This is a genomic window from Sphingomicrobium astaxanthinifaciens (assembly GCF_022865105.1).
Lineage (GTDB): Bacteria > Pseudomonadota > Alphaproteobacteria > Sphingomonadales > Sphingomonadaceae > Sphingomicrobium > Sphingomicrobium astaxanthinifaciens.
This window is the reverse complement of sequence record NZ_JAKNYM010000001.1, coordinates 221,784-246,695: the sequence shown is the minus strand read 5'-3', so window position 1 is coordinate 246,695 and position 24,912 is coordinate 221,784. Positions and strand designations below refer to the sequence as shown.

Annotated in this window: 20 protein-coding genes; 10 read left to right on the top strand and 10 right to left on the bottom strand. The window is 62.1% G+C overall.

Annotated features, from left to right (window positions below; translation table 11 throughout):
• Window positions 1-174 precede the first annotated feature (174 nt).
• On the top strand, window positions 175-642 hold the full coding sequence (locus tag L8951_RS01200) for an MASE1 domain-containing protein (RefSeq protein ID WP_244381177.1): 468 nt from the start codon (window positions 175-177) through the stop codon (window positions 640-642).
• A 25-nt stretch (window positions 643-667) separates the two neighbouring features.
• The gene (locus L8951_RS01195; RefSeq protein ID WP_244381176.1) at window positions 668-1,657 is read left to right on the top strand and encodes a hypothetical protein; all 990 of its coding nucleotides are present in this window, start codon (window positions 668-670) and stop codon (window positions 1,655-1,657) included.
• A 455-nt stretch (window positions 1,658-2,112) separates the two neighbouring features.
• Here the strand turns inward: L8951_RS01195 and L8951_RS01190 are convergent, their stop codons facing one another.
• Window positions 2,113-2,706 carry a hypothetical protein gene (locus L8951_RS01190; protein WP_244381175.1) on the bottom strand — a complete coding sequence of 198 codons (594 nt, stop codon included), beginning with the start codon at window positions 2,704-2,706 and terminating at the stop codon, window positions 2,113-2,115.
• A gap of 163 nt (window positions 2,707-2,869) precedes the next feature.
• On the opposite strand from L8951_RS01190, the gene L8951_RS01185 reads away from it, so the two are divergent.
• Entirely contained in the window at window positions 2,870-5,929 is a 3,060-nt protein-coding gene (locus L8951_RS01185; protein WP_244381174.1) for an ankyrin repeat domain-containing protein, read from the top strand.
• Window positions 5,930-6,127: 198 nt separating this feature from the next.
• Here L8951_RS01185 and L8951_RS01180 read toward each other — a convergent pair whose 3' ends face one another.
• On the bottom strand, window positions 6,128-7,027 hold the full coding sequence (locus tag L8951_RS01180) for a hypothetical protein (protein ID WP_244381173.1): 900 nt from the start codon (window positions 7,025-7,027) through the stop codon (window positions 6,128-6,130).
• A 56-nt stretch (window positions 7,028-7,083) separates the two neighbouring features.
• Between L8951_RS01180 and L8951_RS11680 the strand changes: the two genes are divergently transcribed.
• Window positions 7,084-7,305 (top strand): 7TM domain-containing protein, encoded by a 222-nt coding sequence (locus L8951_RS11680; protein ID WP_425262469.1) that lies wholly within the window; start codon window positions 7,084-7,086, stop codon window positions 7,303-7,305.
• Window positions 7,306-7,542: 237 nt separating this feature from the next.
• Here L8951_RS11680 and L8951_RS01175 read toward each other — a convergent pair whose 3' ends face one another.
• Window positions 7,543-9,543 carry a putative bifunctional diguanylate cyclase/phosphodiesterase gene (locus L8951_RS01175; protein WP_244381172.1) on the bottom strand — a complete coding sequence of 667 codons (2,001 nt, stop codon included), beginning with the start codon at window positions 9,541-9,543 and terminating at the stop codon, window positions 7,543-7,545.
• A gap of 481 nt (window positions 9,544-10,024) precedes the next feature.
• Between L8951_RS01175 and L8951_RS01170 the strand changes: the two genes are divergently transcribed.
• Window positions 10,025-11,824 carry a GGDEF domain-containing protein gene (locus tag L8951_RS01170; RefSeq protein ID WP_244381171.1) on the top strand — a complete coding sequence of 600 codons (1,800 nt, stop codon included), beginning with the start codon at window positions 10,025-10,027 and terminating at the stop codon, window positions 11,822-11,824.
• 350 nt (window positions 11,825-12,174) lie between these two features.
• Here the strand turns inward: L8951_RS01170 and L8951_RS01165 are convergent, their stop codons facing one another.
• Window positions 12,175-12,546, bottom strand: coding sequence for a BLUF domain-containing protein (locus L8951_RS01165; protein ID WP_244381170.1), 372 nt, complete (start codon window positions 12,544-12,546; stop codon window positions 12,175-12,177).
• A gap of 403 nt (window positions 12,547-12,949) precedes the next feature.
• Here L8951_RS01165 and L8951_RS01160 point away from each other — a divergent pair, with 403 nt between their 5' ends.
• The 3 genes from L8951_RS01160 (at window position 12,950) to L8951_RS01150 (ending at window position 15,502) form a co-directional block, all read left to right on the top strand.
• Window positions 12,950-13,168: a hypothetical protein gene (locus L8951_RS01160; RefSeq protein ID WP_244381169.1), complete on the top strand. Its 219-nt coding sequence runs from the start codon at window positions 12,950-12,952 to the stop codon at window positions 13,166-13,168.
• Between the two features lie 172 nt (window positions 13,169-13,340).
• On the top strand, window positions 13,341-14,600 hold the full coding sequence (locus L8951_RS01155; RefSeq protein WP_244381168.1) for a glycosyltransferase family 2 protein: 1,260 nt from the start codon (window positions 13,341-13,343) through the stop codon (window positions 14,598-14,600).
• Window positions 14,597-15,502 carry a hypothetical protein gene (locus L8951_RS01150; RefSeq protein WP_244381167.1) on the top strand — a complete coding sequence of 302 codons (906 nt, stop codon included), beginning with the start codon at window positions 14,597-14,599 and terminating at the stop codon, window positions 15,500-15,502. Before L8951_RS01155 ends, L8951_RS01150 begins: the two co-directional genes overlap by 4 nt.
• Window positions 15,503-16,031: 529 nt before the next feature.
• Here the strand turns inward: L8951_RS01150 and L8951_RS01145 are convergent.
• The 6 genes from L8951_RS01145 to L8951_RS01120 form a co-directional block, all read right to left on the bottom strand.
• Window positions 16,032-16,442: a hypothetical protein gene (locus L8951_RS01145; protein ID WP_244381166.1), complete on the bottom strand. Its 411-nt coding sequence runs from the start codon at window positions 16,440-16,442 to the stop codon at window positions 16,032-16,034.
• Window positions 16,443-16,578: 136 nt separating this feature from the next.
• Window positions 16,579-17,121 (bottom strand): hypothetical protein, encoded by a 543-nt coding sequence (locus L8951_RS01140; protein ID WP_244381165.1) that lies wholly within the window; start codon window positions 17,119-17,121, stop codon window positions 16,579-16,581.
• 126 nt (window positions 17,122-17,247) lie between these two features.
• Complete coding sequence (locus tag L8951_RS01135) at window positions 17,248-18,354, bottom strand: hypothetical protein (protein WP_244381164.1); 1,107 nt, start codon at window positions 18,352-18,354, stop codon at window positions 17,248-17,250.
• Window positions 18,355-18,356: 2 nt separating this feature from the next.
• Complete coding sequence (locus L8951_RS01130; RefSeq protein ID WP_244381163.1) at window positions 18,357-20,531, bottom strand: GumC family protein; 2,175 nt, start codon at window positions 20,529-20,531, stop codon at window positions 18,357-18,359.
• 6 nt (window positions 20,532-20,537) lie between these two features.
• Window positions 20,538-21,245, bottom strand: a complete 708-nt coding sequence (locus L8951_RS01125) for a polysaccharide biosynthesis/export family protein (RefSeq protein WP_244381162.1) — start codon at window positions 21,243-21,245, stop codon at window positions 20,538-20,540.
• Window positions 21,246-21,328: 83 nt separating this feature from the next.
• The gene (locus L8951_RS01120) at window positions 21,329-22,696 is read right to left on the bottom strand and encodes an O-antigen ligase family protein (protein WP_244381161.1); all 1,368 of its coding nucleotides are present in this window, start codon (window positions 22,694-22,696) and stop codon (window positions 21,329-21,331) included.
• 455 nt (window positions 22,697-23,151) lie between these two features.
• Here L8951_RS01120 and L8951_RS01115 point away from each other — a divergent pair, with 455 nt between their 5' ends.
• The gene (locus L8951_RS01115) at window positions 23,152-24,312 is read left to right on the top strand and encodes an exopolysaccharide biosynthesis polyprenyl glycosylphosphotransferase (RefSeq protein WP_244381160.1); all 1,161 of its coding nucleotides are present in this window, start codon (window positions 23,152-23,154) and stop codon (window positions 24,310-24,312) included.
• 1 nt (window position 24,313) lies between these two features.
• Complete coding sequence (nusG, locus tag L8951_RS01110; protein ID WP_244381159.1) at window positions 24,314-24,868, top strand: transcription termination/antitermination protein NusG; 555 nt, start codon at window positions 24,314-24,316, stop codon at window positions 24,866-24,868.
• Window positions 24,869-24,912: the final 44 nt, after the last annotated feature.

The window sequence follows — 24,912 nt, the reverse complement described above, 5'->3', positions numbered from 1 at the left end:
ACCTTGGGCCAGACCAATGACGACACTCCCGACCATATTCTTCGCGGCCCGCGGGTAACCGGGAATTCTAATCGAAGCGTTAACCCTTTTTGCCTCCATGAGTTGGCAATGCTTGGTCCCACCTTTCCATTTTACCCCAGTCTGCGGTCTGTCGCGATCTCTGGTGCCGTAGGGTTGGCCTACTACCTCAGCGCGTATTTTTCGCTCGAATTCACCCAGTCGACCAACGGATTGGCTACCATTTGGCCGGCAAGCGGAATCTTCGTCGCCGCGCTCTTGCTCGCGAAACGCGTTGCCAAGTTACCAATCATCGCGACGGTCGCGGCGGCGAGCCTGATTTCCAATATCCAGTTCGGGGCATCGCTTATCGAAGCGGCGGGGTACACGGTTGCCAACATCGTCGAAGGCGTCGTGATTACGCAACTCGTGCACCGAGGTGCCAACGCGTCGCGCGACCTCGACAATACCGGATGGCTCATGACGTTTCTGGCTGCGACCGTGTTCGGAAGCTTGGTCAGCGGCGCGGTAGCCAGTCTACTTGCTGGGCAGTTGAGCCTTCCCTTTTTCGTATCATGGTCGCTAACGGTTTGCCTGGGCACGCTGATCGTCGTGCCGCAATCATGCGTTGCTCGGGCTCGGTGATCTCTTGGGATACAATGAGCAATTGATGTTGGATGACATGGATTGCACCCAGGCTCGTCAACAGGGCGATGTCTCAGGCGCGATCGATGCCAACGAAGTGCAACAGAATGCCAATATCCGCTTCAACGACGCGCTTTCTTCCTGTGGTCGAAGCCTGCGAGCGATGGTGGATGCGGGTGCGACCTTCTCGCGATTTGATGGCAATAGCAGGGTTCGTGGCTTTGCAGCGCTGCGGATCGAGAAGACTGTCGACGAGGATATCGCACTTGGCATTTCGGCAATCGGTTCGACTGCTTCAAATCGCATTGGCGGGTTTGAGGACAGTCAAGTCGCGGATGTCGGTGCGAACCTTCAACTCTACGGCCGTGCTCGTTTGGATGAACAGCTGATTGGCGGTGCATTCGTTGGGATCGGTCATAGCTGGTACGACTTTGATCTTCGTGAGGGTGGTCTCGCCATCGACGGCAACTTTGCTGGTGATCGGATACTCGCGGGGGCACTGCTTCGTGGCGAGTTTGAGCTAGGTGGCCGGCCTGCGACCGTTGATTTCGCCATTTCCCATGCAAGCGAGAGTCTCGGGACAGCCAGCTTCGACGCTGCATTCGAGGATGAGACCGCAAATGGTGTCGAACTCTTGCTCGGAAATGTGAGCTGGACCCGTATCAGCCTTCCGATCACTTATTCGCCCTTTGGCCCTGAAAACGCTGAAGAGGGGACTGGCCTCGACACTGCCGTTGGCCTGCTGTGCGAAGATCTTATCTTGGCGAATGGCATTGGTTGCGGCGTTCAGGTTGGTAGCCGGCTTTGGCACCGCGACGAGAATGGAGATCTGCTGTTTATCGACGCGGACTTCGAGCGAGTATCCGACATCACCCGTCTTCGGGTCCACGCTGGCTATAGCTTCGAAATCGGCCTCGGTCCTGATATCCGCATGGACGCGGGGATGGGGGCAGCACCGGGCGGTGAAGCTCGAGCCGACTTGACGGGCATGCTCTCGTTGCGCGTAGGTTATTGAGCAAGGATGCGGAGATGGTCGGGTCGCGAATACCGGCCCGACCATTTCTACCAGTCCTCTGCCCATTGGCCGACAAAGGGCATCGTTGAGGCCCGAGCGCCGATGAAACACTTTGCCATCAGCTCCGAGATCAGGAGCCCATAACCGAAGGCGCGCGAGGCGGATACTCTAAACCGCGATCTGCTTTGGCTAGCAGGGGCATAAGACGGGCTTGATCGCAGTCGCTATTCCATCGCGGTGCGATCAAGGCGGCCATCAATCGTCTGGGCCGTTTAGGCCAGCGATACACGCCGAGTTGGGTTCGCCAGAAAAATGGCACGACGTTAAGGTGCCTTGGTCACGCATTTCTGCAACATCAACGTCAGCTTTGCGAAGCTTCTGCGTGATATCCGATTAAGCATCGCCGACGCTTTAAGGCGGCGGCGATGCTTCTCGGCGATCGCTATCCCCCTTGCCTAGAGACGAGCGACCGGTGCCGCGTCGGGCACGATGGTAAGGCTGATCTGGAGGCCATCGCCCGCCCCGGATTCGGATCCGAGCTGATCGACGAGGCGGTGCATGAAGGAGATGATATTGGCGCGGATGGCCCCTTCCATCGCCTTGCTCAGCCGTTTTTCGCCGATCAGCGCGGAGCCGAAGCTCGCGGTGTAATCGGCCTCGACAAGTTCATCCATCAGGAGCTCGCCCGTCTTCGCGTCGGTGAGCTGGTAGCGGACCTCGGAAGCGACCTTCATGTTGAAGCCCCCGATCGGCTTGCGGATCCGCAGGACCTCGGCGGTCAGTATCAGGTCGCCCGCGCCCGGGGCGAGCAGGCCGTTGTTGGCGAGCGACTGGCGCAGCGCTTCCGCGAACGCCTCGTTGGAGACCTGCGAGGTGTGCGTCGTCTTCTTGCCGCCCTCGACCTGCGCGACCGTGATCCGCTCGCTCAGCGGCGCGGCCCGCTCGGGCTCGGCGACGACGGCCCCCACCGTCATGTTGACCGGCTTGGCGGCGCACGCCGACAGCGCGATGGCGCTGCCGATGACAATCATGGTGGTCGTGTTCTTCATGAAAGCCCCCCATTTGCTGTGACCCATCCATCGCTAGCCAAGAGATGCCGACTTGTCACCCGCCGATTTACCCCGCGCGGCAATCCAGCTTGATAACCGATGTTTAACATTGCCTGGGTCTATGCTAGGCGGGTCGAACGGTTAGAGTCGGGGGGGTATTTCAGTGCACGATCGTCTCGCGGGTGTTTCCCGCCTCCATCGCCTGCAGGCCCGCGTCACGGCAGCGATTGCCGGATTGCTCGTGACGCTGGCAGCGATGGCCGCGCCGGCATCGGCACAGTCGCTGGTCGAGGCGCGCAACGATGCGCAGAACCTCTTCGGCCTGTCGGTTTTCGAGACGATCGATGCGCTCACCGCCGCCTGCGACGCGGGGGAGGCCAAGGCCTGCGAACGCGCGGCCGAGGTCCGGGCGGGCGAGCATGTCACGGCAAAGAAGGCCTTGTCGAGCCTGCGCGCCGCCTGTCGCTCGGGCGATGGCCTGTCCTGCCTGGCGCAGGGACTGTGGACGCGTCACGGCATCGTCGGTAAGCCCGACCCCGACGAGGCGGCGGAACTGTTCGCGCAGTCTTGCGCCAGCGGCTTTGCCCCCGGCTGCTATTTCAACGTGCTCGCCAGCGCGTCCCCGGCGCGGGGCGCGGCGGTTCGCAGCCAGATGCAGGCGCTCTGCGACGCCGGGCTCGACGCGGGTTGCATGGGCACCACCTATGCCCTTGGCGCGCGCGAACTGTCGGATGTCGGCGCCGCCAGCAGCGCCCTCGATCCCTTCCTCGCGGCCTGCGAACGGCGCGCGGGGGTCTGCGACTTCGGCCATGTTATCGGCGCGCTCGACGATGCCGGCGCCAAGGCGGGCGCGGACTATCTGGCGCGCAACGCGGGCGCCAACGCCCGGCGCGGCATCGAGCGCGAACTGCTCGAGCGGACCAAGCATGCGGCCCAGCACGGGCGCGAGGCGCCCGAAGTGGTCGCCGCGCTCACTGCCTTCCAGGCCGCGGGCAAGCCGCTCGATGCCTCCGCGCTGAGCGAGGTCGCAGCGCGCACGCCCGATGTCCTCGCCGCGCTTCTCGCGAGCGGTGGCGGGGAGGTCGGCACCGAACAGCTCCGCCTGGCGCTGCTCCACGCGGCCAAGGCGGGCAATGCCGACAGCGTCCGCCGCCTCCTCGAGCAGGGGGCGAGCCCCGATGTCCGCTCCAACGGTGAGCCGGGCTGGACCGCCCTGCAGGTCGCCATCATCGAAAATCATGATGCGGTAGTCGATGCGTTGCTGGCGGGCGGCGCCGATCCTCGGTTTGCCAATGACGCCGGCTCCGATGCGCTGATGTCGGCGGCCAAACGCAACCGTCTCGGCGCGATGCGCGCGCTCCTCGACGCGGGCGCCGACGTGTCGGCCCGGTCCTCCGGCAACAATGGCGTCAGCGCGCTTCATTTTGCGGCGGTCGCCGGGCATGGCGATGCGATCGAGCTGCTCGCGCGCGCGGGGGCCGACCTCGACATGGCCGATCGCGATGGCACGCTGCCGCTGCACTATGCGATCAACGAAGGGCATCATGACGCGGCAAAGCGCTTGGTCGAATATGGCGCCGACGTCGACGTTCCTTTCCCGAACAGCGGGCGAACCCTTCTGGCCCGCGCGGTGTCGCAGGGCGATGCGGCGCTGACCGACTGGCTGCTGGCATCGGGCGCCAACCCCAATATCGCCGACCCCAAGGGCGAGACGCCGCTGTTCGCCGCGATCCGGGCGGAGAATGACGCGCTGGCGGAGACGCTGCTCGATGCCGGGGCCGATCCGCGGCACACCAGTCTCGCGGGGGTCACGCCGAGTCAGCTTTACGCCGAGCTTGCGCAGCAGCGCGCCGCAGCCGAGGCCGAGCGTCAGCGTCAGGCGCGACTGGCCGAGGAACGCCGTCGCCGCGCCGAACAGGAGCGGCTCGCGCAGAAGAAGAAGAGCAATGGCTTCCTCGGCGCCATCGTCGGGATCGCCGCGGGCGCGGCGATCGGCGCGGAAATGGGACTGGAGGCCGAGCAGCTCGGCCAGTTCGCCTCGACCATGGGCGAGATCGGCATGGCTGCCGAGAAAGGCACGCCCGAAAGCTTCCAGCAGGCGCAGCGCTCGGTGAACAGCCTCGAGCAGCGGCTCGCGGCCACCGCGCCCTCCACGCTCTCGGCGCTCGGGGGCAGCGGCATGGCGGGGGGCGGCGCCAGCACACCGCCGCAGGTCGACCCCGCCGAGGAATATGCCCGTCGGATGCGCGAGCTGGCGCGGCAGAGCGGTGATCCCATCGCGATGGCCATGACCGACAGTGCGCTCGAGGCGGGGGAGCGGCTCGGTCAGGCGCTGGTCGACCAGCGTGAATTCGAGAACGAACTGGCGCGGCGGCAGGCCGAACTTGCGGCCGCACAGGCTGCGGTCCGCGAGGCCGAGGCGCGCCAGCGTGCCGCCGCCAGCGCGGTGTCGGCCGGCAACGCCCCGATGAGCGCGCAGCAGCGCCAGGCCATGCGGCGCCAGCAGCGCGCCGGGGGCGGTTCAGGCCGCCAGCCGCACAAGCAGATGACGCTCAACTTCACCATGCCCGAGCTGCGCAACTGCATGATCGAGACCGGCGACGACCCCTTCTACGTCAAGCAGCACGGCGACTGTGCGCCCGGCGCGGGCAACGGCAATGGCTCGGGGCCCAACGCCGGGGGCGGGCCGGGCGACCAGTTCGCCGCCAATGGATCGGGCAACGGCGGCGGGGCCGGCCCCGGTGGCGGCCAGTCGCCCTCGGGCGATGGCGCGAGCGGCGGGGAGGGCTCGGGGCTCAACCATCTGGAAGGCAAGGCGAAGACCGTCATTCGCGGCAGCTATCCCCCGCTGACTTGGGAGGAGCATGCCGGCCTGCAGAAGCGCAACGGCTGCTACCGCCCGGCCGCGGGCTGCGTGGTGCTGGTCGAGATCGCCTATGATTCGGCGTCGGGACGGATGCGGTTCAAGTTCCGCAACGATTGTTCGGGGGTGGTCCACTATCGCTATTCGATGCCCACCCGGACGGGCACGACCGAGGGGTCGTGGCACCTCAACCCGGGACGCACCGTGTGGGTCGAAAGCACGCCGGGTCGCGAAGTCCCGTGGCACCGCGACCTCGTCAAGTTCTACGGCGCGCGTTCGTCGACCGGGGCGCTGTGCACGAACGAGATCTTCCGCACCGACGTCGCGGGAATCGCCTCGGCCAAGCGCACGCGGCGATAAACCCGCTCGCCGCAGGCCGCCGCGCGCCGGTGATGATCGAGCGCCCGCGCGTCCTGCTTCGCGCTGGACCGGCGGTCACCGCGGCGCGGGGGCGGCGCTGGCGAGCGATCGTTGGAGAGGGCGGGGGCGATCGCGCCCGGATGGCGCGCTGCGCGGTCCTCCTTGCCGATGGTCGCCCGCATCAAGCGGGCGGGCACGTCAACCGCGCGTGCCGATCGCCGCCGTCAGGGTGAATTCCGCTTCCTTGCGGCACTGGAGCGGCTTGCCACCCCGCTCGACGCAGCGGTCGTAGTCGCGCCGGACCCACGACTTCATGAACGTGGTGATCCGGTCGATGATCGAGGGCCCGGCCTTGGGTTGGCACACGCCGGCGACGAGCGCGTCGAGCCGGCTGCTGACCGCCGCGCCGCCGGCCTCCCCGCGGAACAGCTGGCGCGTGTGGAAGCGCAGCAGCGTGCCGTTGTCGTGGGTGATCTGGACCAGCCCGCGGCCCTTGTCTTCGACGGTCGCGCTGCCGCCATCGCGGCACGGGTAGCGCTGCACGCGGGCGGTCATGACCGGTTCCTCGATGGCGTCGCGCATGAAATTCTCGAAACTGCCGCCGCCGGCCCCCTCGGCGCGGGTCGGCCTCTCCGCCGGGGTGGCATTGGTGACGTAGCGGCCGCTGGAGAGCTTCAGGCGCCAGTCGTTGCTGCCGCTCGGCGCACCGACGCACTCGACCTCGATGATTTTGTAGTCGGAATCGGCAAAGCGCTTGGCGGCGGCCTTGGCATCGTCGAGCGACCCGTGCCCCGCGTTGACGTTGAAAGTGCTCCGTCCGGTCGGCTCGTCGCGCGAGGAGAAGACATAGCATTCGGGCTGCGCTACCGCGCGCGATGAGATGTAGGCGTCGGGGTACAGCGTCTTGAGTTCGCGGCGCAGCTGCGTCTCGCCGCCATCGCTCCATCGCGACTTGGTCGTGTACAAGATCGCAAAGTCGAGCGTTTCGCCACCATCGCCGCGGATCGCGCTGAACACCCGGTAGCCAGGATCGGCCTGCGCGGCGGGAACCCAGAGGAGTTGCGCGGCCAGGGCCGACAGACATAGGGGCGTTTTCATCGCTCGATCCCTTCCGCGTGACAGCTACAGGAAGGGGAGCCTAGCCAACCGTCGCCCTGTCATCAACGGCGGCTTGGAAGCTCAAGGGTCAGGAGCGTATCCTGACCCTGCCCTTCGGGACCTGCGTCGTCCTGCTTACGCGTTCGATCCTCGGGATTGATACCTTCGGTGTTTACACCCCGATGCTGATGAGCCTTGCCTTCATCAAGCTTGGTCCGGTTTTGAGCCCGATTGTCTCAGGTGGGGCCGTCCTGCTCGCGCAAGAAACGCCTGCGTAACAAACCCAAGCAAGCTCCGGCGGCTCTTTGAACAGACGTCGACGCCTTATGACGCGGGGGAGTTGGCCGTTGCTGCGGTAGGGTGAGGGTCGCCACCCGCGGCGGGGAATACTCAGTCATATCTAAATAATCGCAGGGCTCGCCAAACCATCGCTATGCTTCGGTTCTGCAGATCCGACGGTATAGCTGCCCTTTCGGGCTTATGGGCGGCAGCCGACCATGCGGAGCGCTATATGCTTAAGACGCTTTACGTTGGCGATCTCGATCAGATCCCCATTCATCCCGCTCGGGCAAGGCGAGCATGCTTGCTGAGGCAAGGGCGAGCGCATCGCGAGCGCTAAGCTCACGCTGGAGAGCATAACCCTGACCGAACCGACATCCGAGTTGACGTAGGATCGCGAGCTGGTGTTCAGTTTCCATATGCTCGGCCACACATTGCTGCCCAATTGCCTCACAGAGCGCGATCACTCCTCTGACTAGCTCGATCGAGTGGGGCTCCTCTCCGATCGGCCGAATGAGCGACCCGTCGATTTTGATTAGATCAAAGCGCATCTCGCGCAGATAAGAGATAGCCGCATAACCTGCCCCGAAATCGTCCAGCGCGACCCGAACACCGGATTTTCGAAGTGTTGTGAGACAGCGCTGTGCCGAAGGGATGTCGCGCATTAGCGCGGTCTCGGTAACTTCGACCTGGAAGCGCTCCTGCGCAAGCCCGTGGGCGGCCAAGATTTTCAGGATACGCTCGGCCGCATTGGGACGGCAGATCTCGACAGGGCTCAAGTTGAATGACAGGCGCACCCGATCGGGCCAATGGCGGGCGGCGTCACAGGCGCGAGAGAGGAGCGTGTCGCTAAGCCGTTCGATAACGCCGAGCTGTTCGGCGATAGGAATGAACTCGGCCGGGGATATCCAACCCAATTCTGAATGGCGCCAGCGGGCGAGCGCTTCGAACGAGCGAAGTTCGAGGGTGTCGAGCTTGAAGACGGGCTGGAAGACAATCTCAATCTGGTCAGCGGCCGTCGGTTCGCGGAGCGCCTGCTCAATCAGGGTCCGGCGCTCGACGTCACTCCGCATTTCGTCCGAGAATGCCTCGACTTCGCCACGTCCATTCGATTTGGCGAGATAGAGCGCAAGATCGGCTTGTCGCATCGTGTCGGAGCCTTGCGCTCCTGGTTCAGCTCCGGCCACGCCGGCACAGGCCGACACGTTCATGGCCCGTCCCTCGGTCCAGCATGGAGCCTCGATCGCCCGCACCGCGTTCTGGGTGATCGCAAGCAGATCGGCACAGGTCGAACCGTGGTGCAGGATGGCGAACTCGTCGCCGCCCAATCGACCGACGCACCCATCAGCGCCCACCACCTCGCGCAGTCGGCGCCCCACTTCGACCAGCAGCGCGTCGCCGGCCGGGTGACCGAAAGTGTCATTGATCGGCTTGAACCCATCAAGATCAAGGATTGACACAGCATAGGGTTGCCGCGCTTCGGTGGTAGCTTGCAGTGCCGCGATAAATCCGCGCCGGTTACAAAGGCGGGTAAGCGGGTCGATGTTCGCGATCTCAGCGATTTTGGTCTTCTCACGCAGGGCAGTGTTCTCGGATGCGATTGCGCGGGAGCGTTCAATCTGAACGTTGTATCGCGTCCGCACCAATCGGACGAAGGACTTGTCGTGGGCCCGAATGATCCGGGCAATGAGGAAGCAGAGCACGAGCAAACTGAGCCCAACCGCGAGGCTGATGCCATCTCTGGGAATGAGCTGAGCGGCGATCATCGGCGCGAGGATCAGGTAGATGGGGACCTGCGCGACCGGAGGAAAATAGACCATTGCAGCGCAGATACCTACCGCTGTTGTGCTAGCGAATAACAGGACGATGCGCGTCAGAGCTTCGGGCAGAGTAAGTAGGGCAAAGAGCGACCAAGCCGAAAATAGGCCGGTGACCGCGAGGGCGACGAGGAAAGTGCGCTGGAGGGCAGCGCGAATTTGAGAGTCGGGGACGTGGCCCCCAATTTGCTTCCAATACAGTGCCCGCAGAGCAAAGATTGCGAGAACGAGCGGACCGGGGCTAAAACCCGAATAGCCGCTGCTGCGAAGCGCAACTTCGAGCCCGATTAGGCTCGAAAGAAGCACGCCGTATACCCAAGGAAACTGTTTTTTGATGGCCACGAAACGCTGCCGCAAGAGCAGCCGCCCATACGGCGAGTGATCGTCTAGGCCGAGTGAGGCGTGCGACAGGAAGCGCATCACGGAACCGTTAATCACAGTTTACTAAGAAGGGGCTACCTTCAGACCTAGTGTGAACCCGTACAGCAAGTCCAAGTTCGCTCCTTGCGTCACTCGTGGTCTTGATCCGTCGAAGCACCGGTCTTTCCTTTCGCGTACCATCAAGGACGACCGTCTGCGCGAACAATGAAGAAAAGGTGCGATGCTGGCAGCGGCCGATCGGTGAAAAGGCCGTTATTCAGCCTCCCGAATAGCTAATCGATGGACGTTAGACAGCAACCTCAGAAGAAGCTGTTACCGCCGTGACCTCCGATCCATTCACGGGACGCTCGAGGTAAGCGGTTTGGAGGCGAGGCCACCGCCGGGGCTGAAAAGACCTGAAATCCGGTCAATATGATCGATGACCTAAAAAGGTGAGTTGATCGAGATCAAGCCCCCTAAGTGCTCTCACCTAGGTGCGGTACCTTCAAAAGGTAACCGTGACGGTCCACAGCGATGGGACATGCTCAAATCGTCCAAATTTAGCGCCCTGCTGCACCCGCGACAGATTGGGTTTTTTGTCGCCTTCTTTGTGGTGACCGCGCTGACTATCTTCACCACACGCTATGGCGGAGGGTTGGCCTTGGTGTGGCTGGGCACGGGCCTTATTGCCGCAAATTTACGAAATCTGCCCTTCAAGAAATGGTGGCCGATCGTCCTAAGCTTCGGGATTCTGAGTGCTATTGCGACAACCATCTTCGGGTTCGGATTGAAGGGTGCCTTTCCGCTGGCGGTTCTGAATCTCGCCGAAGCCGCACTCATCGCCACCCTTCTTCGGGTCCACCGTCCTCAAGGCGATTATCTCGAGAGCATTCCCGGCTTTCTTTCGATGCTGGTTATCGCAGGGCTGATTGGTCCGCTCGCCCTGAGTGTACCTGCGGGCTTCGTGGTCCATTGGCTCGTCGACGGGGCTTGGGGGCTCCATAGCTTCCAATGGCTGGCTGGCCACGGCCTGGGAACGATCATCTCCATGCCGATCGCCATCATCTTCGCTCGATCGAAGCCACAGGACGCCGACCTGCGCGCTAAGCTATTTCGGAACGATGTCGTGGCGCTTGTCGCGGCGCTGGCGCTGATCAGCATGGTATCATTCTATCAGGAAGTGGTGCCTCTTCTCTTCTTGCCGCTGATTGCGTTGGCCGTTCTGACCTTTCGTGTCGATCGAGCGGGGGCCGCGGTCGGGTCCATTGCGGTGGCCGTTGTTGCAATCACAGCGAACTTCCTTCCGCACAATGCGTTCGCCGGCTTGGATCTCGGGCCAGTGGCAAGGTCGCTATACGTCCAGTTCTACCTGGCGACGCTTTCAATCGTGACGGTGCCTTTGGCGGTGATCCTCTATCAGCGCGATGGACTTCTGGGCCAGGTGCGCCGTCGGGAGGCGCTCTATCGTGTCATTTCCGAGTATTCCGATGACGTGTTTCTGACCTTGGACGCAGAGCAGAATATCACCTTCTACTCTTCGTCTGACCTTTTCAGCGAGAGAGAGGGGCAAGGGAAACCGGGGAATATTCGGACCGCCTTTCCCCAAGAGTTTTTCCAGCCAATTCAGATCGCGCTTAATGAAGCGGCGGCTGCACACGGTCATACGGTGATGAGGGAAATCCGGATCGACGAAGGATTGGAGACCAGATGGTTGGAGTTTCGCGTCTGTTCTATCCGCGAGGAGAGGGAAGCCGAGATAAGCTACGTCGTATCCCTCCGCGATACGACCAAGACCAAGCTGGAGCAGATTTCTGCGACTGAGCTCGCCCATACGGATTCGTTGACACAGTTGCCCAATCGACGCGCGTTCATGCGGGCAATCAAGCCATCACTTCTCCAGAAAAAACCTCTTTCGGTCGCGATCATCGATTTCGATCATTTCAAGTCTATCAACGACACGTTTGGGCATGCGGTGGGAGACCGTGTACTGGCCCGTTCGGCGGACGTGCTGAAAAAATACCATACCGATCGTCGCTTTTTTGCTCGTCTCGGGGGCGAAGAGTTTGGTGTCATTTTTGAGGGTGGGGATCAGCAGCATGTGTTTCACTTTTGCGAGTGGCTGCGTGAGGAGATCTCCAATTTGGTCTTCTACGACGATGAGGCGCAATCGTTCTCAACAACCGTAACCATTGGGTTGGCGGCAAGTTGGGATGATGCATCTCCCACTGACGTGCTGCGCAAGGCTGACGAGGCGCTTTATCGCGGGAAACGAAACGGACGAGACACCGTCGTGTGTCAGGGCCTCATGATTGACTCATCTGGATTTGCGAAGGCCGGCTAACATCTCAGCGGTGCAGCGGAGTGAGCGTCGAGCTTGAGACCCTCTGCGTATGGTGGGGCTATGCTTGCGGATAACGGCGAAGACAGCCCTACCGAGACGCCCTACAAGCGGACCTATGAAAGGCCACGCGCATATTCATGCGATTAGTTGCGACGTGAGGACCGCGGTCGATCAGGTATCCGGAGTTAACAACTGCTCGAACAGGCCGGGCCCAAGGAGGCTGGCTTGCTGAGGATGGGCACCAGTTCGCTAAGGGCAGCGGGGACGGGACGATTTGGCCCGGGACAAGGCCAGGCGCACTGTCCGTCGAAGCTCGAACGAGAACAATTTACTGCTGTTAGCCGCCCGACTTAAGCTACTTTGTCGATCGGGATATGGTTCATCATACGGATCAACGATTTCAAAACGACGTCATTGGTGTTGGGGTTGGGGTTGTCCTCGAAGGCCATCTGCCAATCAGGATATGCTCTGAATGCAGTGTGTCGATCATCGATAAGACGCAGCGAATGATGACGCTTATCTTCTTCAATCTTCGCGTAGAGCGCAACGACTGCGTCATTGGGGCCTTCGAGGATTTGAAGAAATCGCGAGTTTGAATGGATGAGGAGGCCGGTCACATCAGACAACGCATTGGCGCGACGCGCCTTCAAGAGTAGCAATTCGATCGCCGCGGGAGTCAACGGGCATGTGACCAAGCTTGTGTAAACAATCTGACGAAGCATGAGCCGTCCTTTCTCTTCTTAAAGGACGGTCTCGAGAGGCCGAAATTAATGCCGAGCGCGCTGATCGGGAACACCAAAAGTGCCCGACCCTTCAGTTCGGCCTGGGCCGAACGCGATTAGAAGCAACGGCCGATGTCACCACCTCTTAGCTGCGCGACCGAGAAATCAAGTTGGAGCCGGCCAGCGTCGATCGCTTGGCACGAACCGGTTCGGCAGAGGGCAATCCATCGATGAACCCGGCCCATTTCGTGAGAATAGGCCTAGCTACTGCTGGCGGAGATAGGATGCGAAGTTGGATCGCGCGCGCTTCAGGAAGCCGCTGCACAGTGCCATCTGGTGGGGGCGACGCCGATCTCAGACGCGGTTGCTAGCGATCGAATGACATCTATTGGGGCAGGCCAAAATGAAAGATGGCGACCTGAACGCCAAAGAAACTCGCCATCAGCACCCAATCGATAAGATCGGAGAAAATTCGCCGCATCACGTGTTGATCTCCAAGGCGTCCGTAGAGACAACCGTGGAGCCAAAGGGTTGTGGAAACCCTAGGGTGATTGGTAACGGCTTTTTTAACCATTTCGTCTACCGCTTGAATGGCTTAACGGCTGCGAGCGAAAGAATCTGAAAGCGTCGAAATGAATGTAAGATGGGCTGCCAAATCGGCTCCCAACGAAAGAGTTGTCCTCGTTAACCAAAGCGAGGGCCAAGGGTTGTCCGACGGTCGATCCGACCGTCGGCGGCTATACATTTCCGTACCCGCTAAGTTCATGCTCGCAACCTCGATTGCCGCGGCTTGGATGTTTTTCAGCATTTGGATTTCTCAGTATTGGCTGAGTGAATTGGCTGCGCTGGTTACCTATCCGATCGCGCTCCTCTGCCTTGTTTTCATCGCCTATGTGCCGGGTTTCATGAACGCGTTTCTCATCGTCTCGCTTCTGTCGGACAAGCGACCCAAGCGCAGAACACCCGAGACATATCCCGGCCTCTCGATTCTCGTCGCTGCGTATCAAGAGGAAGCGACGATCGGCGGCACCTTGGCTAGTATCGCGAAGGAAACCTATCCTGGTGATGTTGAGGTCCTCGTCCTCAACGATGGTTCTACCGATGGGACGGCCGCTGCAGCGGAGGCCGCATGTGCATTACTCTCATTTCCGAACAACATAAAAGTGCGGGTTCTGGATTACGCGCAGAACCGTGGGAAAGCCGCCGTTCTCAACGCCGGGCTTGAAGCGGCGGTCCACGATCTGATTGTGACCATTGATGCGGATACACGACTGCGGTCCGACAGTCTGACCCGCTTGGTCGAACGCCTCTTGTCCGACCCCGAAAACACCCGCGCGGTTGCAGGCGCAATTCTTGTCGGCAATTCACGCGCGTCATTGATGGCGGGGCTTCAGGAATGGGACTATTTCCACGGGATTGCCGCCGTCAAACGCATGCAATCGCTCTACCACGGCACGCTGGTCGCCCAGGGTGCCTTCAGCATCTACCACAGGGATGCGCTTCTCGAGGTCGGGGGGTGGCCCGAGACCGTTGGTGAAGACATCGTTCTCACTTGGGCGTTGCTCGAGAAGGGGTGGCGCACCGGCTACGCCGAGGACGCGATTGCGTTTACCAACGCGCCGACCACCTACCGCCAGTTTGCACATCAACGGCGGCGTTGGGCGCGGGGACTGATCGAGGCGTTCCAGCACCAGCAGAAGCTCCTCGTCAAACGTCGCCTTTCGACGATGTTCATCTGGTGGAACATGCTGTTTCTGCCGATGGATGCTGTTTTCACGATCGTCTTTATCCCCGGCGTCGTGGCAGCGCTGTTCGGCTACTATTGGATCGCGGGACCGATGACGCTCCTGACGCTGCCCCTCGCAGCGTTCTGGAACCTGGTCATCTTCCGTATCCAGAATCGAATGTTCCGTGAGCAAGGCATGAAGGTTCGCCGTCATTACGGTGCGCTGGTGTTGTACATTTTGTTCTATGCGGTCCTCATGCAGCCCGTTTCCTTGTGGGGCTATGTGTCCGAGATCCTGGGCCGGAAGAAGAATTGGGGGACCAAATGATCGAGCTGTGGCTTATAGTCGCTGCGCTTGGCGCTTCGTTCGAGGAAGGCGAGGAGGAACGGAATGCGTCCTTCGCCGTCGGGGGAGACGTCACCTATTCGAGCGATGCGGACGGGACCGAGGTCCTGAGAAGCGGTCTTCTTGTGGCGCCGCATTACCGGTCGTCCAAGGATTTCGCGGGCCTCAGGCTCGAAAAGGTCCGGTTCGACCCGGCTGGGTCAGATGGCGGCGAGAGCGAGCGGGTCTATCTTCAGGTCGCCAAGCCCATCGCGGATTGGCAGCTGAACGCCCAAGTGGGCAGCGATGGACACACTGTCTTGGGAGCGGCCTCGGTCCACAACGATGCACCCTTGCGGATTGAAGCCTTTGTCGAGCGAGATCAGCTTGAGACCCCACTGGGCGTCTCGCAGCGCCTCTTTGCGACCTTTGGCGGGGCGGCCATAGATTTCCCGCTAGGCGATCACTTCCAACTGACGATCCTTGGAGGCCTTCAAGGTTTCGACGGGACAAACGTGCGCACCCACGCACGGGCCAATTTCATCCAGGTCATCAAGCCGGACTGGGGACTGAGTGCGCAGCTGAGAACTCGCTACTCGCATAACAGCGTTCCCAATGAAGCCGATTATTTTTCGCCCGATTGGCATGTCGAGATCCTGCCTGTCATCCAGCTGCGTCGTTTTTCGGGCGGCTGGCAGTATCGAGGTGCGGTTGGCTGGGGCGCGCAGCAAGATTCCCGGTCCGATTGGCGCTCATCCCGCTATCTCGATCTTCGCGTGACAAGCCCGACCGACCGGCGGGGCTGGGGGATTAGCGCATCGTTGACCTATACCAACCAGCCCATCACCAGTAGTGAAACCTATGACTATTTCCGCTCGCAGGTTGGCATCGTCCGCGCCTTCTAACTGGGCGTCCATCGAAGAAGGCCAGCCTCGCGCCATTCGATGAGAGTCGTTCTGCTGGATCAATAGTGGTCATGGACGCTTGGGCTCGGCTCAGGCCTGTCTCGAGTGAAAAAGCGTCACTCGACAGAGATAATTCTGAGTATTTCGCCGTCGCGAAGCATTTCTCGCGTCAAAAGGCGGCGGGACGCGTTGCGATCTTGCACCGGCTGCCGAAGCTCTCGGGTATTTGGCGGGCGTAGTCGGACCGTGATCTTCACGCTTCCCTGTTGCTGATGCGCAAAGCCTGCAGCCATAGGGTGAGAGTCGGGGGCGGCTTGCGGGGAAGCCGCCAAAACTAGGGCTGCAAGAGCGAACATCGCCATACGGCAGTGAACCTGCTGCGCTGATGGATTCACCCATGCTTATAACCTATGTTGTGTCAGTATCAAAATTCAAACATTGGCGGAGGGCCTATTCTCGGAGCACCGGGAAACAAAAAGGGCGCCCTCTCGACGAAAGGGCGCCCTCATTTGTGGAATCGTTAGGCTGTTTACGGGCTAACCGGGGCATCCTTGCCCGACGCCACTGCCGCGACGACGCCGCCCACAGCACCAGCAGCCAACAGCCCCGCTACCGCCGGGGGCATGCCCCCCGCCTTGACACCAGAAAGCTTGGCCAGCTCCATCTGCGACACCGAACGCGGCGTTGCCTTGGGAGCCGAGGCGCGCTTCGCGCACTCGGCATAGAAGCTGTCCGACGGCTTGTAGTTGATGACGGTCACCGGCGAGGCTTCGCCGACTTTGAAGACGCTATATTCGCAGATCGTCCCGCCGTTGCCGTTGACACCCGTCAGGAGACGGAATTGGTCCTGCACCTGGACCATCTGCGCCTGCGCGAAAGCCGGGGTGGCGGTGGCCACGGTCATCGAAGCCGCGGCAGCGATAAGAAGATGCTTTTTCATGAGAACCCTTTTTACTTTACGCGTATCGACTACCGGCCGCGCCTACACTTTTCAACCCTTTAACAGCAACTGCCGAGAGTAGGGGCTCAAGGGATTGTCCCGAGCCTTTTGTCCTCCCTCGCCGGGAGATTATTCCTTAGGGGCTAACTGGAGTGTCGTCGTCTGAATTAGCAATGATCGCGGCGGCCACACCGACCGCTACTGCGCCGATAACGACAGACGATGTCGAAATGCCGCCAATCGGTGAAGAGCTGCCGGTGGTCGTGCTTTTCGAGTTGAGCGCAAAAGCGTTCGGGCAGACATTGCGCGCCGCGGAAAGCGGGGTCCCGCCCACGACCGTACCGCCGGGGAGGGCCGTCGAACATGGCGGGAGATCGCTCAGCGAAACCGTCCGAGGGGTCGGCTGCGACGAACTCGCTCGCTTCTGACACTCGGTGAAAAACGCGTCGGTGGGTTTGTAATGGAGCACCGTGATCGCTGCCGGATTCCCGACCTGGAAGACGCTATATACACAGATCGTCGCAACGCTTCCACCCGTGGCGGGGAGCATGCGGAACTGGTCCTGCACCTGCACCATCTGGGGCGAGCCGGTGGCCGGCTGATTGGCGGTGGCAAGCGCGGGGGAGGTCGACAACGCGAGCATCGAGGCCGCGGCCGCGAAGGGAAGGGATTTTTTCATTAGGTACCCTTTTGACACTTTGTCATTTGCCTACGGTCGGACGCCGAGTCTTGCAATCGCCAAAAAGAAACATTCTTCTACACGTGGAGATTGGATCGTGGCAACGGCCGACACGACAGGCGTAGATTAAGAGCGATAAAGTTGCAGGTCTCTTAAGGTTGCCTCGAAGGGGATCGAGCTTTCCCACGCGGATCCGCGAAGGCGGAGCCAGCCATAATCGCAAGTCTTCTCTTTCACGATCCAGACGGCCTCCCCATCGAAGGATTGCGTCCCGAAGTCGTGTCCGTCTCGTCCGGCACAGGTGAGTTCAACTTCGAGCGTTCCCCGGCCTCGAAGCTGGCTGAGACGTCCCTCGAGCCGAAGCTCACCGGGCGACAGCTTCACCAGGCGTTGTGCCAACCGGCCCGCGGTCCCGTCGTTGACGAAAAGCTTCCATGTGCCGGGCGCGGTCTCGCGGGCATTTGCGTCGCGTCCCTTATCAACCTGCCAATCGAGCGGAGGGTAGGTGTCTCTCTCGGCGCTGCCACCTCGCTCGATACTCCGAAGAGCACGGTAAAAAGCAAAGGCGTCGTCGAAACGCTCGTTCGCCAGCAGTTTTCGCAGGAGCGCCGCATTGCCATGATAGTCGCTGCCCTGCACTTGCTGCATCCGGAGCGAGAAGAAGCGGTCCAAGGCACCAGGAGTGTCGGGAGGACTGCGCCAAAATGATCTCGACCAGCTAGGGTCATGCCTGAGCGCGCTGCCAAGCCAGACCGCCGTGGCCTCGTCTTCGATGCTAGCGGCGAGGCTTTTCCCGAATTCACTTGCCAGCTGGGGGCGTAGCCGTCCCAGTTCATCGAGAAGCGGACCCATCGCCTCGAGGTCGCCCTGTCGCGCCCGCGAGTCGAGCAACGCCAGACTGGTTTTGACATGGCGCCGGTCTAGCGCGCGCGCATGCTCCCACACGTCTTCCGGGTCGGTATTCGCCCCTCCGGCGATGACGTACAGGGCATCGGTCGAAAGGGGCTCCTTGGCATAAGCGCGCGTGGCGGCCGAAACCAGCTCATCGGCGACCGACACGCCCGGGCGCGGGTCAAGGAGCTGGGTCTCGGCGCGTTCAAGCACGGACTCGGCGGAACGAAAGCCACTTCGCTCGATCGCCCAGTCGGGTGCTTCCCCTCCGCTATTGACAGCAGCCTGCAGCGCGAGGAGCGGCGCGGATGTGAGGGCAACCAATGCGAACAGGTAGCGCATGGCTACGAGGCTAGCGCGCGCGGTTCTTCAATGTCGTCGGCGCCGTCGGATGAGCCATATCCATAGCCGTAGCCATAGCCGTAGCCGTAGCCGTAGGAGGCGTTGCGCTCGTCGAGCTTCGTCACCACCGCACCAAAGATCTGTCCGCCACTGTTCTCGAGACGGTCGAGCGACTGCGCTGTCATCCGGACCTTGCCGCGATTGGCCTCGATCACCATCACGACCCCGTCTGCGACCGAAGCGATCAGCGGCGCGTCCGCGAGCCCGAGAACCGGAGGAGAGTCGATAATGACATGGTCATAGTCGGCACCGACGGCATCGAGGATGCTCGCGAAGCGCTCACCCGCCAACAGCCCCGCGGGGTTGGGGGGTTCGCGCCCCGCCGGAATGACGTCAAAAGCGAATGGCTCAGCCGTCTGCACACAGGCGCGCCAATCGTCCTCCCCGCGCAGCAGATTGCTGAGACCCTTGCCCACCTTGAGGTCGAGATACTTGGCAAGCCCCGACTTTCGCATGTCGGAATCCACCAACAGCACGCGCTTACCCTGCTGGGTAAGAATATTGGCCAGGGCGACGCTCGAGAAGCTCTTGCCCTCGCCGGGCTGCGTGCTGCTGAACATCAAACGCTTGGGGAAACCCTTCTCTGTGAGGAAGCCGAGGTTAGTGAACAGGCTGAAATAGGGCTCATAGAGCAGGAAGAACCTGTTCGAGACGTCGGTCTCATCGCTGCCATCGCGCGCCATCGGAATGCTGCCGAGCAGGGGGACCCCGAACAGGTCGGGGACATCAGCGGGGTCGCGAAGGCTTTGATCGAGCTTTTCGCGTAGCAGCAGGATCCCGCCTGATGCGGCGGCGCCGATCAGGAAGGCGAGGACGAGGTTGCGAAGCATGCTGGGCTCGCTCGGGAACGAGGGCACATCCGCCGGGTCGATGATCGCGATATTGTTCTCGCCTACGCCCGCCACGCCAATCTCGCGATAACGCTGCAACAGCGCATTGTAGAGCGATCGGTTGGTATCCACCTCGCGCTGCAAGATATTGTACTGGACGCTGCTGAAGCGCTGCCCGACAAACTCTTCGCGAAGAGCATTGACGCGATCACGGAGTAGCCGCTCGGTCTCGGCCGCCTGCCGGTAGCGCGCGCGGACGTTTTCCCCTGACCGGGCGACTGCCGTCGCGATCTCGCTGTCGAGTTCGGCGATCTGCTCGGTCAAGGCACGCACCGTCGGATACTCCTCACCCGCGGTGGTACGAAGACGCGCGCGCTCGCTCGCGAGCTCGGCGCGGCGCTGGCGCAACGGCTGGATGGTCGCGTCGTCCTCGAGGCCTGCCGCCTGGAGCGCGCTCTGCGCGGCGATACGCTCGGCGGTCGCTTCGGCCAGCGCAGCGTTGAGGGCCTGGAGGTCGGTAGCAACCAAGGTCTGCGATGCGGTGTCATTGCTGCCGCCATCGGAAGGAGTTTCGACCGTGAAGAGATTGCGCGCCGCGGCGTAATTGATCAATTCGCGCTCGGCGCTCTCGAGGCGAGTGCGCAATTGCTCAAGCCGGTTTTCGAGGAATTCGCGCGCTTCGTTGGTCGCCCCGAACCGGCGATCGAGGTTGCTCGCGATATATTCCTCGGCCCAGATATTGGCGATCCGTGCCGACAGCGCCGCGTCGGGACTGACAAAACTGATGTCGACAAGGTTCGACACGCCGACCGGGTCGATCCGGATATTGTCAAGGAGGATCGCGGTGATTGTCTTGTCGAGCTGTCCCGGGAGCACGTCCACCTCGAATGCCTCGAGGAATTGCTCGTCCGAGGCGAGCTCGGCCTCGCGCATGACCTGCTCGGCGAGCGATCGCGCGCGCAGCAATTCATACTGCGTCTCATAATATTGCGCGTCGAGGATGCTGTCCTGCGTTTCGACGCCCTCGACGGTGGTGACATTCTTTTCCGCCCGGCTGATCTCGATCCGCGCGGTCGCTTCATATTTGGGCGTGATCAGCAGCGTGATAACCACCCCGGCCACGAGGCTGGCAGCCATCAGTGCGGCGATCAGCCACTTGTTGTTCTTGGCAATTTGCCACAGCCGCTCGACGGGCGGGACCTCGAAGGCCGTCGCCTCGGGGCGATCTCCGATAAACCCGTCATGCGGTTCGGCGCGCAGCACCTCTTGAGCCGGTCTGATATTCATTTCTTTTTACCGCAGCAGGCGTTCGATGAGGATGATCGGGGTCGTGATCAAAGGCGAAAGCGTTGCGATCCGCTTGATCCGGCGAAGCGCGGGCGAATCCCCGACCTGGATGATGTCGCCGACAAAAATCTCGGGGTCTTCGTAATTGCCCCGCTGGATCGCGCCCAGATTGTAGGCACCGACGTAGCGCTGCCCATCGATCGTGCGAAGGATCACGACGTCGGCGAGATTGGCGGTCTCGGTCGTCCCGCCGCTGGTGGCGACGGCCTCGAGGAGCGTCATCGGTCCAACGAGGTCATAGCGGCCGGGTTTCTCCACCTGGCCCCCGACGGTGTAAAGCCGCCCGCTCTGCTCGAGGATGTCGACCGTCACCACCGGATTGACCACATAATCGCCGGCGAGTTCCGCCTCGATCTGCTGCGCGATGTCGAATGGGTTGCGACCCGCAGCCTGGATGAGCCCGATCAGCGGAAACTGGAACTCGCCCGTCGGCCCCACCAGCAGTTCGCGGCTCAGGTCCTCGAAACCGAGCACCGAGATCTGGATCTTGTCGCCCGGATGCACCAGCGCGCTCGCATCGGTGGCGGGCTTGGGCAGCTGGTTGAACTCGGCGACGCGAATGTCGGCCGCGGTGCCCACCGGGGGCGGGGTCGAGGCACAGGAGGCAAGAGCGGTGCTCGCGAGCGCGAGCAAGGCAAGACGCGGGACAGGCATGGATTTGACTCGTCGGAAAATCGAGACTTAGCCCCGATTTCTCGGCAACCTCTTGAATATTGATGTGAAAATGCAGCTTTCGCTTATGACCGCCTTACGAGAGGTCGGGTGAACATGGCAAGCGCTAAAACGCCCAACGTCATCAACGCCGGCGTCCGCAACGGATAGTCAACCGTGCTCGCGGCACCGAGGATGAGAATCAATCCGAAGCCGAGCCAGCATTGCTGATCATGCGAGCTTTCCGTGTGCCGCCGCCGCCACAGGCTGACAAGGCGAACAAGCAACGCGACCAGCCCGGCGATTAGGAGCAGGAGCGCAGGCGCGCCGCCCTCGATGATGAATTGCAGCCAGTCATTATGCGCCTCGTTCACATAGGCAGAACTCAGCAGCTCGGTCGGTTCGCGCATCCGATAGGCATATTCGAACGCCCCTATGCCCGCGCCCCACGGCTGAAAATCCACCCCCATCTCGAACAGGATCGGTAGGATCTTGGCACGCAGTTCGGCGGTGGCGTCGGTCGCAACCAGGCGGTCCCACGCCGGGCTGCGCCCGGTGAAGATGAACGCCACGACGAGCAGGCTCGCGACACTAGCGATCAGCGCGGGAGCGATATACCGGTGTCGCGGTCGCTGACCCGGCGTGGGGGGCGACCAGCGCGCTTTTTCCGCCAGGTAGGCGCCCACCGCCACCGCCAGCAGCAGCGCGACGAGCCCGGCGCGCGACCCGTTGGCGATGACCGCGACACTCATTAGTCCTGCAGCCGCCACCCCGCCGATCCTGTGCCAGCCAGACGTGGTCAGCCTTGGCCGCGACGCCAGGAAGAGGGCAATCAGGACCGAGCAGGCGAGAAAGACGGCATGGTGGTTGCGGTTGGCAAAGAAGCCGACCGCGCTCCCGCGGTTGGTGATGTCATAAAAGAAGAGCGGGCTGCTGGTCGGCGAAAACTGCTGGACGATCCCGAGAAGCGCGCTCGCACTACCAATCGCAGTGATAAGGCCGAGCATCCATTCTGGGCTTCTCAGCTTCGCCCACAGGAGCAAGGCGGCAAGAGGCACGACCAGGCTCGCAAGGCTGTTGAAAGTGCTCGCCGGCGACAGGCTGATTGGGCGCCACGCCTCGAGCCCGATCAGCTGGTCGAGACGCGCGATCGGTGCGCGCTCGGGAAGCGCCTGCCACCAGTGCGGAGGCAGCGGGACGAGTTGGACGGCCGCGACCAGCGCGACCGTGAGCAACAAGCACAGGGCAATCCGCACCGATCCGAGTTCTTCCCGATCGACCCCGAGGAAGAGCGCGGCAATCGCGATCGCGGCAAGGGGACGGAGCAGCGCCAGGCTCGACACGTCGGCGCGCGAGCTGCCACCGAAGGTGAAGATCGCGAGGACAAGCAGGGCACCAAAGACGGCCCACCCAAGGGACGCATCGAATGCAGGAGAGGGGGCGCGCAACTTCACAGTCATCTTCTCGGTAATCGAAAGCGCTCATCCCGATGCCGCGAGCCGCAATCGACGTCACGCTGGAGGAGCCTTGTCATTGACGGAATCGGCCACAAGGCGGCGGGCCGAGATGGTCGAATTGGCGCAGAAAGTAAACTGGCAATTCCAGTCCCTTGGCGTTTTCGTCTCAATAGTGGATCATTAACCTCTTTGTAGTTGTAAAACCGATTTGAATCGGTCTAACGGTGCTCGACCACACGCCGGGCGGTCCCGTCCGGCATCCTCAATTTTGATGTAGTTGGGCGTAAAGTAGCGTGTTTCTCAGTCGCGTGCCTCGCATCGCGAGGAAGAATAGCATCTTTCATTCGCTTCGGTTTGAAGTCGCCTTCGTTCTCGCGATTGGAATCGTTGCGCCCGTACTCGGCGCCGCGCTGGTCCATGTTGTCGGGGGGCGGCACGGTCTCACCGTGGGGATGTCGCTCGCGAATTGGGACACGAGCCCGGCGATCATCAATTCTCTCATTGGCGCCGCGGCGAGCGCACTTATCTCGATCCTCGTCCTGCGTCGGCTTCGGCTCTTCCCCGGCGCGCCGCTGGCGCGCTCGATCCTCCCCGTTGTCGGGGGTGTATACGCGGGCTTTGTCAGCCTGCTGCTCATCGCGCGGCTCGAATATTCCAGCTATATCCTCGTGCTTGCCTTTGTCGGCACCCTCCTCGCACGGTTCGCGATCGAGACGCTCCACGTCCGTGTAGAGCAGTTGGTATTTTATGTCGTCCCCGGCGGGCGCGCTGCGCTCGTCCATGAACTTGAGCGAACCCCGACCGCACCGCTGCTCGAACCGTGCGACGACGGCGTCCCGGGGCACGCGATCGTCGCCGACCTCCACGCCGAAATCGGCCCCGAGTGGGAGCGCTTTCTCGCCGAGGCCGCCATCTCGGGAACCCCCGTCTATCATTACAAGCAGATCTGGGAGGCCGAGACTGGGAAGGTCGAGATCGAGCACCTGTCCGAGAATAGCTTCGGCGCGCTCGTCCCGAGCCTCGTCTATGGCAAGATCAAACGGCTGGTCGATGTCGCCCTGTGCGTTGTCGCGCTCCCGCTGGTGCTTCCGCTCCTCGCGATCTGCGCAATCGCGGTCAAGCTCGACAGCCGTGGCCCAGTCTTTTTCCGCCAGCAGCGGCAGGGATTTCGTGGCAAGCCCTTCAAGGTCGTCAAGTTCCGCACGATGACCGAGGTCAACGACGGCTCCGATCGCGAGGCCGCGGTCACGCTGACCGACGACGAGCGGATCACGCGCGTCGGGCGCTTTCTCCGCCGCTACCGGATCGACGAGCTGCCCCAGCTCTTCAACGTCTTGTGGGGCGAGATGAGCTGGATCGGGCCGCGTCCCGAGGCGGTCGGGCTGTCCAAGTGGTACGAGGACGAACTGCCCTTCTACCGCTACCGCCACATTGTCCGGCCCGGGATCACCGGCTGGGCGCAGGTCAACCAGGGGCATGTCGCCTCGATCGACGAGGTTCGTCACAAGCTCCATTACGATTTCTATTACATCAAGAACCTGTCCTACTGGCTCGACATCATCATCGCCTTCCGCACCGTTCGCGTCGTGCTGTTCGGCTACGGGGCCAAGTAGAATGAGGGCTCCCGAGCACCTCGCCGCGACGGTCGATCGCGGCCCGTGCGAGGACGCGGCTTTGTCGCGCTGTTGCTGGGCCGCAGTCCAGGTCAAGCCGCGCCGCGAAGCGCTCGCGCTGACCAACCTCGAACGCCAGGGCATGACCACTTATTGCCCGCGCGTCGTCCGCCTTCGCCGCGTCCGCGGCAAGGCGATCGAGGCACACGAGCCGCTTTTCCCGGGCTATGTGTTCGTCGTCCCCGACGCCGGCCGCTGGCGCTCGATCAACGGCACGCTCGGCGTGCTGCGGGTGATCAGCTTTGGCGAGGGGCCCGCGTTGCTCCCACCCGGCTTCGTCGAGGCGCTCGAGGCGATGGCGGGCGAGGAGGGGGCGATCCGTTTCGACGATGAGCTCCGCAAGGGCGATGCGGTGCGGATCGTCGGTGGCCCGTTCGACGACCTCTGCGGGGCGCTCGCGAGCAGCCCCGGCGCCGATCGCGTCGTCGTCCTGCTCAAGCTGCTCTCGGGCGAGACCAAGGTGACGCTCCGGCGCGACCAGCTGATTGCCGCCTGAGCGCCTTCGAAAAAACGCTTTAGTTATTGCGTTGGCATGCAAAT